This window comes from Parapedobacter lycopersici (genome assembly GCF_024643285.1).
Classification (GTDB): domain Bacteria; phylum Bacteroidota; class Bacteroidia; order Sphingobacteriales; family Sphingobacteriaceae; genus Parapedobacter; species Parapedobacter lycopersici.
Map to the genome: position 1 here is coordinate 910,318 of NZ_JAMSLW010000001.1, position 17,978 is coordinate 928,295.

General features: G+C 49.2%; 10 protein-coding genes. All 10 read right to left on the minus strand.

Features of this window, described 5'->3' with window-relative positions; translation table 11 throughout:
- Nucleotides 1-8: 8 nt before the first annotated feature.
- The gene (locus NEV57_RS04010; protein WP_257656984.1) at nt 9-3,479 is read right to left on the minus strand and encodes a SusC/RagA family TonB-linked outer membrane protein; all 3,471 of its coding nucleotides are present in this window, start codon (nt 3,477-3,479) and stop codon (nt 9-11) included.
- Between the two features lie 122 nt (nt 3,480-3,601).
- The gene (locus NEV57_RS04015; protein ID WP_257656985.1) at nt 3,602-4,819 is read right to left on the minus strand and encodes a FecR family protein; all 1,218 of its coding nucleotides are present in this window, start codon (nt 4,817-4,819) and stop codon (nt 3,602-3,604) included.
- 92 nt (nt 4,820-4,911) lie between these two features.
- Entirely contained in the window at nt 4,912-5,499 is a 588-nt protein-coding gene (locus NEV57_RS04020) for an RNA polymerase sigma-70 factor (RefSeq protein WP_257656986.1), read from the minus strand.
- Between the two features lie 96 nt (nt 5,500-5,595).
- The gene (locus NEV57_RS04025) at nt 5,596-6,207 is read right to left on the minus strand and encodes an RNA polymerase sigma factor (RefSeq protein WP_257656987.1); all 612 of its coding nucleotides are present in this window, start codon (nt 6,205-6,207) and stop codon (nt 5,596-5,598) included.
- A 174-nt stretch (nt 6,208-6,381) separates the two neighbouring features.
- The gene (locus NEV57_RS04030) at nt 6,382-8,694 is read right to left on the minus strand and encodes a glycoside hydrolase family 20 protein (RefSeq protein WP_257656988.1); all 2,313 of its coding nucleotides are present in this window, start codon (nt 8,692-8,694) and stop codon (nt 6,382-6,384) included.
- A 63-nt stretch (nt 8,695-8,757) separates the two neighbouring features.
- Nucleotides 8,758-10,167 carry a RagB/SusD family nutrient uptake outer membrane protein gene (locus NEV57_RS04035; RefSeq protein ID WP_257656989.1) on the minus strand — a complete coding sequence of 470 codons (1,410 nt, stop codon included), beginning with the start codon at nt 10,165-10,167 and terminating at the stop codon, nt 8,758-8,760.
- A gap of 15 nt (nt 10,168-10,182) precedes the next feature.
- Nucleotides 10,183-13,653 carry a SusC/RagA family TonB-linked outer membrane protein gene (locus NEV57_RS04040; RefSeq protein ID WP_257656990.1) on the minus strand — a complete coding sequence of 1,157 codons (3,471 nt, stop codon included), beginning with the start codon at nt 13,651-13,653 and terminating at the stop codon, nt 10,183-10,185.
- Between the two features lie 198 nt (nt 13,654-13,851).
- Entirely contained in the window at nt 13,852-14,970 is a 1,119-nt protein-coding gene (locus NEV57_RS04045) for a FecR family protein (RefSeq protein WP_257656991.1), read from the minus strand.
- Nucleotides 14,971-15,073: 103 nt separating this feature from the next.
- A complete protein-coding gene (locus NEV57_RS04050; protein WP_257656992.1) occupies nt 15,074-17,131 on the minus strand; it encodes a helix-hairpin-helix domain-containing protein in 2,058 nt (685 codons plus the stop codon).
- Nucleotides 17,121-17,912: a hypothetical protein gene (locus NEV57_RS04055; protein WP_257656993.1), complete on the minus strand. Its 792-nt coding sequence runs from the start codon at nt 17,910-17,912 to the stop codon at nt 17,121-17,123. The genes NEV57_RS04050 and NEV57_RS04055 overlap by 11 nt, the downstream gene beginning before the upstream one ends.
- Nucleotides 17,913-17,978: the final 66 nt, after the last annotated feature.

Here is a 17,978-nt window from a genome sequence, read left to right on the forward strand (position 1 = left end):
GCGATTCATTAGAATTTCACATTCAGGTTGAATCCTACACTCCGGGTAATGGGCAGTCCGGTTGCCTCCAGGCCCACCAGGTTATCTGATGGAAACCCGAATTGATCCGGATGGATATTAGGCACCCATTTTTTCAAAACAGCCACATTATTCACCACGACACTCAGCCTGAGACCATCTATAAACCGCACCTGATTCAGCAGTTTTGAAAAATCATAACCCAGTGTCACCTGCCTTAGCTGCCAAAGCCCGGCGTTGTATACAAACTGCTCGGCGATGTTCTGGCTTCGCACCGTTTCATAGAATGCCTGCAATCCCGAAGCGGTGGTATTGGGCTGTCCATCTTCGTTAACGCCACTGCCCACCACTACATTTTCTTCCCTTCCGGGCAATGTTCCTTGATGCAGACCGTGCCGCCAGGCATTGAAGTTCGTCCCCGAGATCATCTTATGTCCCAGCTTAAAATCAATCAGGAAAGAAAAGGTCAGGTCTTTGTACCTAAAGCCGTTGTTGATCCCGCCCACCCAGAGCGGCAGCGCGCTGCCAAAAGCGATTTGTGAGGGTGTCCGCAGCGGACGTCCGTTTCCGCTGTCAAAAACCTGCCGGCCCTGATCATCTCTCAGGTATCCAAAACCATACAACTGCCCCATGGCTTGTCCAACTACCTGCCGGAGCTCGCCGGTAAACTCACCGGTACCGACCGTGATCATATCATCGCTCACATCCTTCCCTAGATTCAGCACCTTGGTCACGTTATAAGCCGCATTAAAACTGGCGTTCCATTCAAAATGTTCCCTTGCTACCGGCGTGCCCGTAACCAGCATTTCCAGTCCACGGTTCCGGCTTTGGCCGACATTCACCAGTTGATTAATGTACCCCGAGGCATCTGAGATCTGTGCCTGCAAAATCTGGTCGGACGATAGCTTATCGTATCCCGTTAACTCAAAGCCCAGTCGGTTGGCAAAAAACTGCATTTCGATGCCCACTTCTTTTTCGGTGACCCGCATGGGACGGAGATTGGGATTCGGAACGACCGTACCATTGATGTTGGCCAATGTCCGGGCAGAACCATCAGGACCGGCGAACTGCAACGGGTTAATGAAATAAAAGAGGTTATTGGAATAGGGCTGCACATCGGTGTCGCTACCTACTTCGGCATATGCCGCCCGCAGCTTACCAAAAGAAATCCAATCCGGCAGTGATTCACGCAGGGCCTGGGAAAAAACGAAACTGGCCGTGACGGATGGATAACTGATGCTTCTGTTCTCAGGTGACAGGGTAGAAAACCAGTCGTTCCGCAACGTACCGTTCAAGTATAAAAACTCCCGATACGAAACCTCAGCGGCGCCATATATCGAGTTTACCTGTCTTTCGCTAATGCTGTAGATCGGGCTAAGCTGCCGGCCATTACCCAGCGTATACAGACCACGCGTATAAAAATCATCCACCAATACATTATTGTTGGTCAGTTTGCGATACATCTGGTTACCCCCCAGCGTCAGGTTAACACCAAAATCACCGAAAGTACGCGTTGCATTGATTAGGATGTCTGCGTTAATCTCCCTGAAATGGCGAACATCCTGCACGTATTCACCGTTAACGAATCCCGGGGGAGCAGGTGCCTGCCGCTGGCTGCCCGTAGGCAGGTTATATTCCTGATCCCGGGCATAATAATCCTGTCCCACACGCCCTTGCAGGTAAAGCCAGTCGGTAAAATTATAGCGCGCAGTGATGTTGCCAAATATGCGGTCACGGTCGATATTGTCGAAACGCGTTAACGCAAAATACGGATTGGTCCGGTTGGTAAATCTTGACCACAGGTATTCATTTCCGTTTTCGTCGGTGGCGTACTGTTTCAATAGGTCCAGCGGCATGGAATTGGCCAAGTTGTAAATGACTACCGGGCTGTAGTCCTGTTCAGCAATATTCGGCGGATTATGCCGCCGTTCATTAGAGTAATTGATATTGCCGGAAACGGTCAGTTTATCGGCAAATGTATGGGTAAAGCCCAGGTTCACCGTTTTCCGGTCATAATCCGATCCGGGTAAAATGGCGTTGCTGTTCATATTGGAAACCGAAAGGTTAAAGCCACCGAATTCACCCCCAGAAGAAAGGGTTACGCTGTTGGTGAAGTTAAAACCGGTCCGATAATAATTGGTGATCTGGTCCCTTTGCGGGGCATACGGTACTTCGACCCCATCAAACAGTATCTGTGTCATTCCCGGTTCAAACCGTTCCCCGAAACTCCATTGGCCTGAAGTGGGGTTTGGTGCCGTAGGCCGTACCCCATTTTCTCCTTGGCCGTAATCATATTGGTAATCGGTATAATCCAGCGGTGTATCGTGCGTGAAGTTGGTATTATATTCCAGGCCGATACCCCCACCGGCATTCCGGCTCTTCGTGGTAATCATGATCACTCCATCCTTAGCCCGCGAGCCGTACAACGCAGAAGCTGCCGCTCCCTTCAGTACGGTCATACTCTCAATGTCATCGGGGTTAATGCTGCTCAGGCCGTCACCACTGTCCGATGTACGGTTACTGCCGCGTTCACTCACATCGCCCCGCGCACCGAAATTGGTGTTGTCTATCGGCACCCCGTTGACCACAATCAACGGTGAATTGTTCCCGCCGAAAGACGACTGGCCCCGGATCCGTATCTTACTTGTTCCCGCCGTTCCCGAACCCATTGACGTAATGTTTACACCTGCCATTTTTCCCTGCAGGGCATTCATAAAATTCGAGGTACGGTTCACGGTTACTTCCTCAGGAGCGGCAGTGGCAGTGGAATAGCCCAGGCTTTTTGCTTCCCTTTTGATACCCAACGCGGTTACCACCACTTCACTGAGCGCCTGCTGGTCTTCCTCCAGGCTGATGTTGACCGTCCTTTGAGAACCGATGGCAATTTGCCGTTCCAGGTAACCGATATAAGTAAAAACAAGCGTACTGTTTTGCGCAACATTCAGTGAGTATCGTCCATCCGCATTGGTAGTAGTACCCTGATTGGCGCCCCGGACCCGGATGCTGACCCCCTGAAGCGGGTCACCCTGCTGGTTCGTAACACGGCCACTTACCTCCTGTTGCTGCGAGGGTGTTACCGGTGTCTTGTTAGGTGCCTTTTTGGAAATGATTACGCTATTGTCGCGGATCACATACCCAAGGGGCAGTCCCTTCAGGCATTGATCAAGCGCCTCCGTTACCGTAACGCCAGCCACATGGATACTGACGTTCGGTGCATTGAGCAATGCGCCGGCGTCATACAGAAAATTATAGCCACTTTGCCGTTTAATTTCCTTAATCACCTCGGTTAGTGAGACATTTTTCTCGTCAAGCGTAATTTTTTGCGCAATGGCAAATACGCTTACGTGCATGCCGACAATCAGCAATATGAAAAACAATCGCATAATTATTGGCGAGTTAATAAAATTGGTTAGTGTATTGCCATAGTGGTTTACGGCAATTTTTTTATACTTTTGCATCATACAGGTTTATTAAAATCGTTAGCTATACATTTTGATAAACTGAATTCGGCCTAAGGGCTTGGATAATCTTCCGGAAGCGTTCCCCCGCTTCCGGTTTTTTATTCAGCCGCCGATGTGAACGGTTATTCCATAATGACGACCCTACCTCCTTCCATTTTATAGCGCAGCAGGCCCGTGGCCATCAGCGCGTCCATGAGTTCATTTATTTGCGCAAACCGCGGAATAGTGCCGCCGATGCGCTTACCAGCCATGCCGTCCTGGTAAACAACTTCCACATCGTACCAACGGCTCACTTTCTTCATGATTTCGCTGATCTCCTCATTATTGAATACGAACAGGTTTTCTTTCCATGATACTGCTTCATAAGGGTCTATCGCATCTACATTGATGGCCTCCTTATTTAAATAGGTGGTCGCTTGCTGACCGGGCTTTAATACAGTTGACGGCTCATGCGCATTGGGGCCATTTCCCGGCCGAACCAAAGAGACTTTCACGCTCCCTTCCACCAATGTCGTTTTTGCTTTTTGATCCCCGTCATAAGCACTCACATTAAAATGCGTGCCCAGTACCTCCACCTGTTGTGTTTTTGTCTTTACAATAAATGGCCAGTTCGCTGCTTTCTGCACTTCAAAATAGGCCTCTCCACTAATTTCAACCACACGTTTATCACGATCAAACTGAACCGGATAAGTCAGCGTCGTCGCTGCATTCAGCCACATTTTGCTGCCATCGGGGAGAATGACCTGATATTGACGGCCTTTGGGTGTTATGATCGTATTTTTCAGTGTTTTCCCTTCGGCATCTTTTGTATCCCCGCCTTCATAATGCAGCTGATTGCCTTCCAACGTAATCTGCATGCCATCTTCCAATGCCAATACACCGCCGGCCACACTATCGAGGTTGATTACACGGCCATCAGCCAGCCGCAACACAGGGATATCCGAAGGTGCAGTTGTGACCGTCCGCAGAACGGGCGTCCGGTTGTTCCCTTGTAATGAGCCCGTTTCCGAGTAGCGGGATCCCCCAACGCCCCAGAAAAAAACACCCGCAACCACGAGGACGGCGGCGGCGGCACCCACCCACTTCCAGTACCTTCTTTTTTTGAATATCGGCTGCCGATTAAACTGCGAATGGCTGATTATGCGTTGGTATAATGCCGCTGAGTCAACAGCTGTTTCCGGATCCGGCGCCAGGTCAAGCAATGACTCATTCATCAGCTGATCCAGCTGTACACCGTTTTCCTTTGCCGCCACGTAATCCAGCAGCATAATCAAATCGGGCTTACTGATCGTTTCTGCCATATAATCGGCCAACAGCTGTCTCAGCTTATTTGTATCCATGTTGAAGCATTCAAGGTTATGGGACCGTGCCCATGAACTGGTTATATAGGGGAATACGTACGAACGGATAGGATGGGTAGTGGGAATTTCTTTTATGCGATGAAATACAGAAAATACAGGTAGAGGATGCCGTGTTCACTAAAGTGTGCCCGCAGCACCTTCAACGCATTCATCAGATGGTATTTTACCGTGTTCTTGGAGATGTGCAGCTGTTCGGCAATTTCTTCATAAGACAATCCTTCATATCGACTTAATGCAAACACCTTTTGCTGTTGTTCGTTTAGTTTTTTCAGGGCATCCTGGGTGATGCGTTCCAGTTCCGCAGCAAACAGCTTTTCTTCCACATCATTGCTCAACTCCGATTCCATTCTCGCAATCAGCCGGCGCCGGAAGTTTTCCGATGAAGCCGCTTTGCGCCAGGCATCCACCAGCATACGCCTGGCAATGGTAAACAGCAACGGGGCAATCGGCAGGTCCGGTCTGAGGTTCTCTCGGTGCATCCAAAAATTCAAAAATGTATCCTGGACAATCTCCTCACTCCGTTCCTTATCTTTAAGAAAGCTGAAAACAAACCGATAAATTTTAGGGTGGAAGCGGTCAAACACATTACGGAACGCCCACTCATCACCTGCTAATAAGTGCTGTACAAGGTCAGGCTCCGGAAAATGCTTCGTGACCATTTTGGAAAATTGGTTAATTGGTTCGGCCCGCTATTTCAACAGGCTTATGCAAACTTAACCAAAAAAAGGAAAAATGCAAATCGGTAGACCGGGGGGCTACCAGAGTTTGTATATACCTAACATAACGATGATAAGCAGAACAGAAAGCAGAGTTCCCAGTTTGATACGTAAGACTTTTAAGGCATTATTTACCTGCTTTTTTACCGTTGCTTCAGAAAGGTCCAGTTTTTCCGCGATTTCTCTATGGCTGAAATTCAGCTGCCGGCTCATGTGGAAAATTTTACGCATTTTCGGCGGCAGTCCGTTTACTTCCTTTTCGATCAGCCTTTTCAATTCATTTTCTCTCAATTGATGATCCGTCATTGTCGGCTCACATGTGTAAGCACCTATCATCGCATCCATATAAGTCATTTCCAGTTTTTTACGAGACAGTATATTGATTATTTTATAGCGGATGGCACGGTATAGATAGGCGGACAGGTGTGAGTGCAGTGTCAGCGTATTGCGATTATTCCAAAGTGAAATAAATAATTCCTGAATGAGGTCTCTAGCCTCCTCCCTGTCGTTGAGTTTTCTGCGTGCATGAAGGTAAAGCACTCCGGCATATCGGTTGTATATCTCCCGATATGCTTCGTGATTGTCCTCCGAAATTAGGTAGACCAGCTCAATATCCGTGCAGGATTGATATAATGTAATTCTGTTCTTCATTTTGAAGCCGATTTGAGCCAACATGGGGAGTGGGCCCTTTTACTTCATTGGTCTATATCTGGTTCTGATCACCTGCTGTACGCAAACAGGCTTAAAAAATTATCGCGGTACGCCAGCCGTAACTAACGTTATTCGTCCGGGAATATCCGATGGAATATTCCCGGACGATGTACGTTACTTTACTACGATCTCATCAGTGAAAATACTGACCGGGTTACCTGCGCGTATATGCCACGACGGCATCTTCAACAGGTTTTCCGCGTGCACTTTAATGTAACGGGCTTTTCCGTTCGTATCGGCCCGAAACGATTGAATAGAAACCTTGCTGATGTCCGGATTTTCAAACGGGTTGGGGTTATGCGGATTGTCAATCCGAATGGGGCTGCCATATGTTGTACCATCGGCAGATAGCGCATAAGTCACGTATTTTGGAAGCGCCATCAGGTGCCAATCCGGCTGAGCCTGTGGATTAAGAAAATCCATATTGATGGAATTGACCGGCATAACCTCACCCAGGTCCAGCACAAAATCCATATGTACGCCTTCATAGGATATCCAGTTAGTATCTGCTTTCTGCCAGGATTCATAGGATGCAAAAATGCCGTCGGTTAATGCTTCTACACCTTTCGATTTACTACTCGGCTGCGTGATGGCGGTCACTTTCTTGCCAAAAGACTTAACAGAACCGGTTTCCTCCATATTCGTGAAAATCCGGTTATAAGATTCCAGGAAGTGATCAGGGGTACCTGCCCGTTCCCGTACAAGCGCTACCTCCTCCTTTTTACAGCCCGCCACAAATTGTTCCACCAATGCTTTCATTTCGGGTTTGGCTATGATAGTACCATTGTCGGCATGTTGGTACATGCTGCGTGGCGTATCAATCTCCGTCCGCCCGATCTGGATTTCAGCGTACATGATTGGTAATCGTGCCACATGTACCCGCTGGAGCAGTTCGGGGTCGCTCTTCACTGCATTTTCGGCCTGGTCAAACAATTCCTTATATTTTCCCATTTTTTCGGCCGATAAAAAGGCGTCCTTCGCATCAATGGGGTCGCCGAAAATATCCAGTTGCATGCCGCTTTCGGTAAGGGCCTGATGCAGGGCATCAATGTATTGCCTGATATACGGTCCGGCAGCGCCGTAATAACCGTTTACAAATTCGTCTATGATTGCCTGGTCATCGGCATCCGGGTCCCACATCAATTTGTAAATCAGGTAACCCCGGAGCAATGCCATTTCAGCCGCAGCCTCATTATTTGCCTGCATATACAGGGCGTTCACGCTATGGTCGGTGTAAAACTTGATATTCGGCTTAATGGTAAAAAGGTTGGGGAAAGGCGCAAAGAAATTCGTAAACTGGATATTGTAATCCCAGATTAGAATATCGTTTGTAAGGCTGGCCCAGTCTTTCAGGTCATTGGAAAATGCCGGGTCCGTTTCATAGACGGGTGCCTGCCGTTTACTTTCAATATTACAGAGCATAATATTGACATTCGGTTCCGGTTTGATATTTTTCGGCGCCTTCCGGGTATACCAGTAAGCCAGCGTGGAGATGATTTTGTCCGGCACCTGTTTTGCCACCTCATTGACGAAATAAACCATCGAACCACTGGGTACATCTCCGTATTTTTTATTCAGCGCGGTACAGGCGGCACACTGGCAATACTGGTCGTTATCATTCTGACTTACTGACCAATAAGTAGCTTCTGGATTTTCGGCAATTTCCTTTTTCAGGTTTGCCACTACGATTTCCACCACCTTTGCATTGGAGAGACAGAGCTGGGTACCCGGGAGCCGCGTCCCGTTGATCAGTGAAAAATACTCCGGATGCGTTTTACCGTATTCTTCCGGCGACAACAAGGTATTGAATGTGTGCACAAACAACCCCCAGTCGTCCCGCGAAGAAACTTTATGCCAATCGGAAAGCTGCTGGTCGCCCATCCGGCTGTACGATGTTGTCCGATAGGTCACTTTCGGTGCAACAACCCTTTCCGCTCCCGGGAATGCGGCAGCATCGTCTTTCGGCATATAAGTATAATCGGGTGAATACATCCGGAAGCCCACGGCCTCCAATAGGTCATAGACCCCATAAAGCAAGCCCTTTTTCGCTCCACCGGCAATAATGATATGATTTCCCACCGGTTTATAGCTGTATCCGCCATCCGCTAACTGGTCGGCGTTTACCCCTTGGGTTTTTGCGTAATCGGTTTGCCCGAGATAAATGGCATGGGTGCCCTGAAATCCACTTTCTTCCACGACCTGTATAGCAGCACCAGAGATTTCCGACAGGTAATGCTGCAATCGTTCTGCGGCTTCCTTTTCTACCGGGTCAGCACCGGCACGGATAACAAGTTGGTATTTTTTGAGGTCACTGCCCGATCCGCAGCTGATAAATCCCGGGAGAAATGCCAATCCGGCCGCCATAAACCCCGAAGTTCTCAGAAAATCAAGTCTGGAGATGTCTTTGTTTTTAGTCGTGCTCATCATAATTATTTATTATCTGTTATTTACCAATATTGGAATACTAATCCACGTGACAATAGCTATGGTTTATTCTCTGGGATATCCAGGGTTTTGTTCAAGATTAGGATTATTTCTTAAATCATACAAGGGAATGGGCCATAAATAATCGTCTTCACTGAAGTTTATCTGATATTCTTCCCGGACCTCGTCTTTCAATATCCGTTTCCGGATCAGATCAAACCACCGCTTTGGACCTTCGAAGCACAACTCCCAATTCCGTTCCGCTATTACCTTTTTATCAAATACGGCCTGACTCATCGAACGTGTGGCCAACGGATCAGCTGCGTTGTCTTCATGACCATTTGCCCGGTCAATAACCTGGTTAATTGCCCAAACTGCATCATCGGTCGGTCCTCCATTGGCCATGTTTGCTGCTTCCGCATAGATCAGCAAAACATCGGCATAGCGCATGATCGACATGTTTGCCGTGAGGAGTCCGGTTTCCACATTACCGGCATACAGGTATTTCTTCATACTGGGGTTGATACCCACATCTAAATAATAATTCCCCTCAAGATCCGTAAACATAAACCATGCGGATTTACGCGGCTGCTCCGGAAATCGGCCCAGCCATTCGAGCGATACTCCGAAATTATACCAGGTACCGGCTTCAATCGACGGATCGTTCTGTGTGGCATAAAACCCCCACATCATCTCTTTCCCGTGTTCCTCTCCCGCCGTAAACAGTCGGTTTACATCCTCCACCAATGCGTATTTCCCTTCGCTGATTACTTCCCATGCATATTCAGCCGCTTTACTGTAATATTCCGGTTTGTTCATTGGGTAACTGGCCATGGTCAGGTACGTTTCCGCCAACATGGCCTTTGCCACGCCCCTGCCCGGCTCTCCCTGGTTTACCGTAGCGGGGATGTGCCCAATGGCATATTCAAAATCACCAATGATAAAATCATATATTTCCGTAATCGGTGATCTCGCCAGGTCACCTGCATAGTAGTTCTCCGTTGCGTCGGTCAGCAAGGGAAGCGGGCCATAATACCGGACCAGCTGAAAATAATTCCAGCCGCGCAGAAACCGCGCTTTGCCCATTAACCCGTCCATCACTTCCGGCGATTCGTCGCGTAACCCCTTTTCGTTCATCGACCGGATAATATGATTCAGGTCATTTATCGCCTTGTAATGTGAAGTCCACATTCTGTTCCCATGCGTTACCGGGATAATCAGGTTCCCGTCAGCATATTGATCGTCAAAAATTGAATACTCATAATGGGAGTCGTATGGGCCCCAGCCGCCATAGAGGTAGTTCATGCAATTCGCAAAAACACCTTCGATCTGCCGGGCATTGGTATAAAAATCCGTTGCGCTCACAAAACTCTTTGGTGTTTCCTGCAATAAGTCCTTTCCACATCCGCTGGCTAGAAACGTCAGCGAAGCTAACAGCGTGAAAGACGTTATGTATTTTCTTTTGATGTATTCCATGTCAGAATCATTTAATTAAAAGCCAATAGTTAAACCAAGGCTAACGGTCCGGGCAACCGGATAATTCACAACAGAAAACCCCTGACGTGTTGCTTCACGGAAGGCGCTTACCGAGGGATTGAAGCCGCTGTAATTCGTTATCGTAACCAGGTTTTCACCTTCAAGATAGATGGTAAAATTCTTTAGCCTATCCGGTTTAATTACCGTGCCGGCCAGGTTATAGGACAACCGGACGTTTCTCAGCCGGACGAATGAACCGCTCTCCAGAAAACGGGTTGTGGCACCGAACATGGTATAGGGAATATTGATTGTCGTCGGATGACCTGCCGTTTCCGCAGCCCGCGTGCGTTCATCAATGATAGCGGGGATATTTGTTTGCTGGTTTGTTTCCGTCCAACGGTTGCTGTACAGTTCATCCAGCAGTACGTCACCATTCATCCGTTCCTGGTTCATGATTTTATTTCCCGCAACACCGTTTATATTGAAAGAAAAACCAAAATTCCGGTAGGTCATCTGTGAATTAATACCGAAATAGACATCCGGGTTAATACTGCCCGACCGGACACGGTCCTGCTCATCAATAATACCGTCGTCATTGACATCCAGGTATTTGGTATCACCGGGCAGCTGCCCATACCGGAGGGCCTGTTGCCGTTCATCGGTTCCCCAGGTACCCTGATCCACCCATAGGTAAAACTGGCCGAAACGTTCACCCTTAAACATGAAAACGACCTCTTCATTCGCACCGTATCCGCCGGTGCCGCCGTTATAGCCTATTTTGTCGTCACCACCCAGATCCAGGACCTTAATGTAATTTTTGGTGAAATTGACATTCGTGCTCATGGTAAAATCCCCCGAACGGAAAGAATAGCCGAAGATGGTCTCAACACCGGTATTGCTTATTTTCCCCGCATTGCCGATAATGGTACTTACACCGGTGTATTCTGCCACTTCCCGCGGCATCAGCATATCACGTGTTATCTTATGGAAATAGTCGCCTACGAAAGTGAATTTGCCCTGAAACAACGAAAGGTCGATACCCACATTCTGCTGTTCCGTTTCTTCCCATTTAAGGTCGGGGTTTTCCGGTCGCAATATACCATAGCCGGGTATATCCGAACCGTTTCCATACAGCGGGTACCTGCCCGTTGTACCGATTGCGCTCAGCGATTGGTAGGGAGCGATGGCCTGATTTCCCGTAATCCCCCATTCGACGCGAAGCTTCAGCTCGGTGAGGGCGTCCACATCGCTGAGAAACTGTTCCTCGGAGATCCGCCAGCCCAGCGAGGCAGAAGGGAAATACCCCCATTTATTATCGGCACCAAAAACCGACGAACCGTCTGCCCGGTAGCTGACGCTCGCCAGGTAGCGATCGTCAAAATTATAGTTGACGCGACCGGCCCAGGAACGTATGTAAGACGCCAGAGCCGCCGATCTTGTCACCTGGTTCAGCGTTGAGCCCAGATCGTTGATATTGGTTTCCGGGGTCGGAAAATTCCGGTTCTCAAGTGTCACCTGATAATTCTGGTCGTGTTTCTGCTCATAGATACCTGTAAATTCCAGGTTATGCCGGTTGAATTGCTTTCGATACCTTAAAATATTCGTGTTCTGCAAAAACCGGGAAGAAAGGTAATTAATGGAGCTTCTTCCATTTGAACTGGCGCCCTGAAACGTTTTAGTATTATTATAATTCAAAAAATTATATTCGTTGAACCGGGCACCTGCATGGATTTCCAGCGACAGGTCCTCGTCCTTAAACGGCGTAAATATGATGGATGTATTGACATTGTTTGTCGTGTTTTTCCCCCGGTTGATGGGTTCAAGTGCCGTTGCCACGGGATTAAAGCTCCAGAACGGGGCTCCGCGGTCATTTCTTACATCGGTATAATTGCCGTCTTCGTCATACACCGGATAAACCGAAGGATAAATAAGTGCATTATACAGGGGATTCATGAGTTTGTCACCTATACCGCCACGCAGGTTATTCTGCTGGTCGGTTTTAACGCCCAGCCAGTTTACATTGAGTTGCATCCAGCGCAGCAGGTCGAAGCTCAAATTAGTCTGTAACGTATAACGCTTATTTCCCGAATTCAACGCCGTACCCTGCTGATCCAGGTACCCTCCCGAAAACAGGTAATTAATCTTTTCTCCCCTCCCGCTGATACTCAACGCATTATTAAAAGTAGATCCTCCCCGGAAAATGGCTTTCATCCAGTCGGTCCCACGGGTATTCTCAAATGCGGCGATCTGTTCGTCCGAATAAATAGGCAACGGATCACGATCGAGGTTGTCAGCCAGCTCCCTCAGATTGGCATACCTGGCAAACGTAGCGGCGTCCATTAGTTGGTAAGCATTGGTGTTGACGGCCGCGTACGTGTAGCTGCTTGAAAAGCTCACATCAGGTGCAACCGTTTTTCCTCGTTTTGTAGTAACCAAGATGACACCGTTAGCTCCTTCTGAGCCATAAATCGCCGTTGCAGCGGGCCCTTTCAGCACTTCCATCGATTCGATATCCGAGGGATTCAAATCGCCGAGGTTTCCCCGTTGCAGTCCGTCCACCACAACCAATGCTTCGTTACTGCCCAGCAACGACGTGGCGCCCCTGATCCGGATAATCGGATTGCCCCCCGGCGTCCCTTCGTTGTTCTGTACACTGAGTCCACCCACCTGTCCCTCCAGCATGTTACCCGCATTTGCCGTAGAAGAAGACCGCAATTCCCCGCCATCAACGGTACTGCTGGCCGTCGTTTGATCCTGCCGGCGCTGCGTCCCGTATCCGACTACCACCACTTCCGCCAGGTCACTGACCGCTTCGGTTAACACGGTATTAATTACCGATGCCGAACCAAGCGGGATTTCCCTGGACTCGTATCCAACAATGGTAAATACGAGCGATGCTCCGTCCTGCGGACGCGTTATGCGGTAATTCCCCATTTTGTCAGTTGTCGTCGCAGCCGCGGCCCCTTTTACGGATACCGTCACTCCTTCCAACGGGTTTCCCCGCTCATCTTTCACATTTCCGGTAATATCCCGTTGGATCTCAATATCGGCTCCCCTTATGGGATTTGACAGCCGCTCCTGCCTGATCAGGATGTTATTATTGATAATCCGATAGGAAAAGGGAAGTCCAGCCAGGCAATCCGCCAATACCTCCTCCACAGTACCGTGTGTAACGGCAAGATCAATTTTCACATCCTTAAGGCTTTCGCTGTTATAGACAAACACATAGCCGGTCTGTGCCTTGATTTCCTGAAATATTTTTTCCATCGGCGCGTTCCGCATCCGGATGGTTATATACTGTGCAACGCTGGTTGCACTCACCTGGACAAAAGCGACCGACAGAATGCCGACAATTAAGTAGAACCGCATAATAACCTTCCGTTTATCAACAAGTAAATCGGTTAGTTTTTTCCATTTTACATACGACAGAAATCGCAACGCCAGCACATTGAGTATAGCGCCTGTTGCACACCAATTAAATTTCATTACCTTTGTGATGTTTGAGTTAATAATGAATTCACTTACAAGAATTTATCCTTTCGGAATAGACTTAAACATTTTACGTCTTCTGATGGCCGTCAGGAGACGTTTTTAATTAGCTATCTTCCGATCAGTTCCGGCTTAGGGAATTTTTCCGCTTTTCATTCTTTGTCTTCTCATTGGTTAATAATTAGTTGGTTTACATTACGTGTAGATAATAATTTTCCGCTTGCCGCTATTGTTCGTTTCTATCCGGTATTTTAAATCAAAATAGGCCAGCATATCCAACACCTGTGAGGCGCTGGCATTCCGGTATGCCTCACCCCAAAGTTTAATATCCGGCTTGCTGCCTTCGAATTCCACTTCCACATCGTACCACCTGGCGAACTGCCGCATGATGGCTTCAATGTCTGAGTTTTCAAAGCGGAATAGCCCATTTTTCCAGGCCACGGCATCGTTAATATCAATCTGTCGTACGGATAACTGGCTTTCCTTGTTGAGCGATGCCTGCTGGCCCGGACGCAACATCACCGCCTCGTCAGTCGCATGTCCCACAATCTTCACCGATCCCTCAAGCAGCGTAGTTTTCACAGCCGGTTCATCCGGATAACTGTTCACGTTAAAATGTGTTCCCATTACTTCAACGGTCTGCCGTGGCGTAATCACGCGAAATGGCCTTCCGTTGGACTTTGCAACTTCAAAATAAGCTTCCCCTTTCAACTGCACAACCCGTTCTCCGCTGTTGTCAATGGCTGCGTAGGTCAACGACGAAGCTGCATTTATCCACACTTGGGTACCATCAGGCAATGTAACACGGTACTGCCCGCCGCGCGGTGTGGTAATTGTATTCAGCGGAATAGCCCGTTTATTTCCGGTTTGTGTTCCTTCGGAAAGATAGGTCAGCTGGCCGGCTTCATTTTTAAATACGATGCTGTCCCGCTGTGTCCCTGCATTTCCGGCCGAAATATCATCCAGCACGATGTGCCGGCCATCGGCCAGCGTAAGCGTGGCTTTATTACCACCTGGCATAATATCGGCTGCTGTTATTGGATGGTGGGTGCTGTCGGATAATCCGTTCCGCTGAACCATCAGCAAATAAGCGACCAGCGTGGCAGCTATCAGTGTGGCTGCCGCCACATACCGGGTCTTAAAAAACCATCGTTGTCTTCGGGCGGCGGGCAGTTGTTCACCGACAGTAAGCAGGTCCTGCTCAATTTCATCATATGGTATGTCAGCTGGATCGGTAGCCCGGTGTATTTGATACCACTGTTCAACCAAAGCACGTTCGGACTCATTGCATTTACCTGCGAGGTATCGTTGCAAAAGGGATTTTATTTTTTGCTCTCCGTTCATGTTATTTTTCCTTTTCCGTCCGCTTACTGGTATAGTCAAACAACTCCGGTGCTGGGCGTAGAAAAAAAATAAACTAATCAAATTGAATCCGTAACTGGACGGTCAGCTCCGAACGCTGATTCCCTGTACTAGCATTTAATCCGGTTCCTACCTCATCCACTCCCCGGTAGATAAATGTGGCGTAACGTAACCAAAGGTCTATCTTCCGTTGCAACCGACACCTTACATTGACATAGGCGCGTATACCACGGTTATGGTATACGGGGAACGAATACGCGTACAGTACATTGTTTTCAAAAGCATAGATTCTGGACTGATAGCTTGGCGTACCGAACATGGCCACCCGTACATTGCCACTGAATCTCGAGCTCATCGGTTTATAAATCACATCGTGGTACCACAGCCAGCCAATTTCCGTTGGGGTTCCCTCCTTCCGGTAATGTGAAAATTCCACCCGGCTGCGCATACGCCAGCGGTCGTCGAGTGTATATTGCCCGTCGATCCGCAACTGTTGCCGGTTGACGTCCACCACCCGGTTTTCAGGCAGGTCCAACGCAGCATTTTCAGCCTTGCGGCGATACCGATAACGAATGCTTGCCTTTGCCCGCTTGTACCATTCGTAGGTAAACTGCGTCAGCATGTCCATCCCGCCTGACGGCGCATTTACCCGGTAACGAAGCCAGGGAAAACGAAATACATCCACATAGCCCACCCATTGCACGCGCCTGCCAAGCTGATAAGCTAAACCCGAATAAAACCCCCGTTCATTAACTGCCGCGCTCCCTGCGGCAAATGCCTGGTTATAAAAAGAATGATACTCCCGGTGAAAATCCCGATGGAGCAAGACCAGTGAAAGGCGGTGATGCAGGTTCAGCATCGCGCCATTAAGGAAAGCGAAGCCACGGCCGATGCGATGAGCCGCCTCACCGAAAAAATACACGTTGCGAACCGTGCCGCTGTAATACAAACTGGCATTCCATAGCGAACGGCCCCGGAATGCATACCGTGTATACAGCCGCGGACGTGGCTTGATCGAAGCATCGAATTCCGTGCGGAACGCCGTTGCACCAAGCGTAAACCGGCGGCGTGCATACTGGATATTGAGCCCGTATACCCATTGTTGGAGCGCATTCCGGTTTGCGGCTTCCGAGGGCGTTCGGTGCAGGCCGGTCTGACCGAGGGAACCAACGAGCTGTGTACTGTCAGCAGCGTGCTCCATGGAGCCATCCAGTTTACGCCACGACACAAAAGGGGTAACCGACAGGTTGGGCTTCAGGGCGATGGTTGCTGCGGCCCCACGCAAAAACAGCACCTCGTTGGATGATGTATACGGGCGAAGCCCGGTGCCCTGCTTGGCTACCTGCTGCAGCGTAGCCCCTTTCCCGAATCCGAGTCCCGACCACATGGCCAGTCCCTGGCCGAACTGCAGCGCATAATCGCCAATAACCAGGTCCCGGACATGCCCCTGGTTACGCATATATACACTTCCGGAATAAAAGTCAAACCCCTGGCGCTGTGCGCCGGAAAAAAAACGTTCCCCGGCGTCCTTTTTCATATTTACCGCTACCCGCAGGTCCCGGTTAAAATGATAGCGGTACCGGACAAACATGCGATCCGGCGAACCCAGGTAGCGCGAGCGCGCGGTATCGCGGATGGCATAACCCCGCTGCCTTTGCAGCATACGTCCATACCTGACCATCAGGTCATGCGCACCTTCCGATAGCAGCTCCCGGGCACGAACTTCGGATAGCGAACCGGGGGTATTTACTTCCACAAAGGGAATAAGCATCCGCAGCAGCTCCAGGTCCATCCCTTCAATCGCCTGTAACTCGTACACGGAAACCAGTCTGCCCGATGCATGCCGGTGGGCCAGCAGGTTACCGATGAACAACTCAGGTACAAACAATAGCTCGCGAAGTTCCGATCCGTCGGTCCGGTTCAGGTCGATCGGATGCTGCCGGTAAAATTCCAGCCGTTCGGCTAATTCCGTAAAATCAAAGTTTTCATCCCTGTCTTCGGCATAAAATTCACCCAGGTGTTCGATGAGCGCCGCATTGTCCGTTTGCCCGTATAACGAACAAGTCAGCAGCAGGCTGCCCAGCACCGTGCAGCTATAACTCCTAAAACGCATAACTGATACCCATTTGTGGAGAAATCCCTAAGCGGGGATGAAACGTAGTGGCAACATCTACGACCATGTGATCCCAGGCAAGGCCAAATCCCGCATATTGTTGCAGGGGGTATAATGAAAACCCTCCCCTGAGCCATAATGCCGCTGTCAGCGCATACTCCAGGCCCGCGCGGCCATCCAGGGTCCGCGTCAGATCATACACAGCGTCCGAAGTGAGTATCACTTTACCCAGCTGATAACCCACCCCGATACGCAGTGTTGATGGAACGACACCGTATACCCGTTCGTAGCCCATGTTACCTATGTTCTGATAGTGTATCCCTACGACCAGGTCTTCACGTATATGGTATTGCAGACCGGCGTCAGCCGAAAAGGATCGGTCAACGCGATACGCGGGAATACGTAACTGATGGAAATTAACGGATATCGCCAACGCTAATTTCGGACCAAGTGGCTTGGCATAAACAACACCTCCATGCAGCGCCTCATAGGCATCCTGTAAGCCATACCGGTGGATCCTAACCCCCATGTTGCCCAACCGGGTCGGGATACCCAAAAGCGCCGTCTGACCTGTAATTTCAGTAGAAAGAAAATGCTGCCGGTATGCGACATGCACGACGACCTGATCCAACCGGGTCAATCCGGCCGGATTTGCCGTAAGGCTGTATATCTCCTGAAGGGCAGTGCCCGTGCCTCCCATTGCTTGATGACGTGTTCCGGTGTAGGTTTGGGTATAGGCTTTGGTGGAGATCAGCAGGAGTATGAGCCACCTTCCAATCATGAAGGTGAAGGTACTAAGAAAAAATTATTTTTTCATAAAAAGATTCAACAGCTAAACTGCATTATA

Excerpts from the sequence above, each read along its gene's own strand:
- NEV57_RS04010 (WP_257656984.1), bottom strand. The coding sequence starts at position 3,479 with ATGATGCAAAAGTATAAAAAAATTGCCGTAAACCACTATGGCAATACA.
- NEV57_RS04015 (WP_257656985.1), bottom strand. The coding sequence starts at position 4,819 with ATGGATACAAATAAGCTGAGACAGCTGTTGGCCGATTATATGGCAGAA.
- NEV57_RS04020 (WP_257656986.1), bottom strand. The coding sequence starts at position 5,499 with ATGGTCACGAAGCATTTTCCGGAGCCTGACCTTGTACAGCACTTATTA.
- NEV57_RS04025 (WP_257656987.1), bottom strand. The coding sequence starts at position 6,207 with ATGAAGAACAGAATTACATTATATCAATCCTGCACGGATATTGAGCTG.
- NEV57_RS04030 (WP_257656988.1), bottom strand. The coding sequence starts at position 8,694 with ATGATGAGCACGACTAAAAACAAAGACATCTCCAGACTTGATTTTCTG.
- NEV57_RS04035 (WP_257656989.1), bottom strand. The coding sequence starts at position 10,167 with ATGGAATACATCAAAAGAAAATACATAACGTCTTTCACGCTGTTAGCT.
- NEV57_RS04040 (WP_257656990.1), bottom strand. The coding sequence starts at position 13,653 with ATGAAATTTAATTGGTGTGCAACAGGCGCTATACTCAATGTGCTGGCG.
- NEV57_RS04050 (WP_257656992.1), bottom strand. The coding sequence starts at position 17,131 with ATGCGTTTTAGGAGTTATAGCTGCACGGTGCTGGGCAGCCTGCTGCTG.
- NEV57_RS04055 (WP_257656993.1), bottom strand. The coding sequence starts at position 17,912 with ATGATTGGAAGGTGGCTCATACTCCTGCTGATCTCCACCAAAGCCTAT.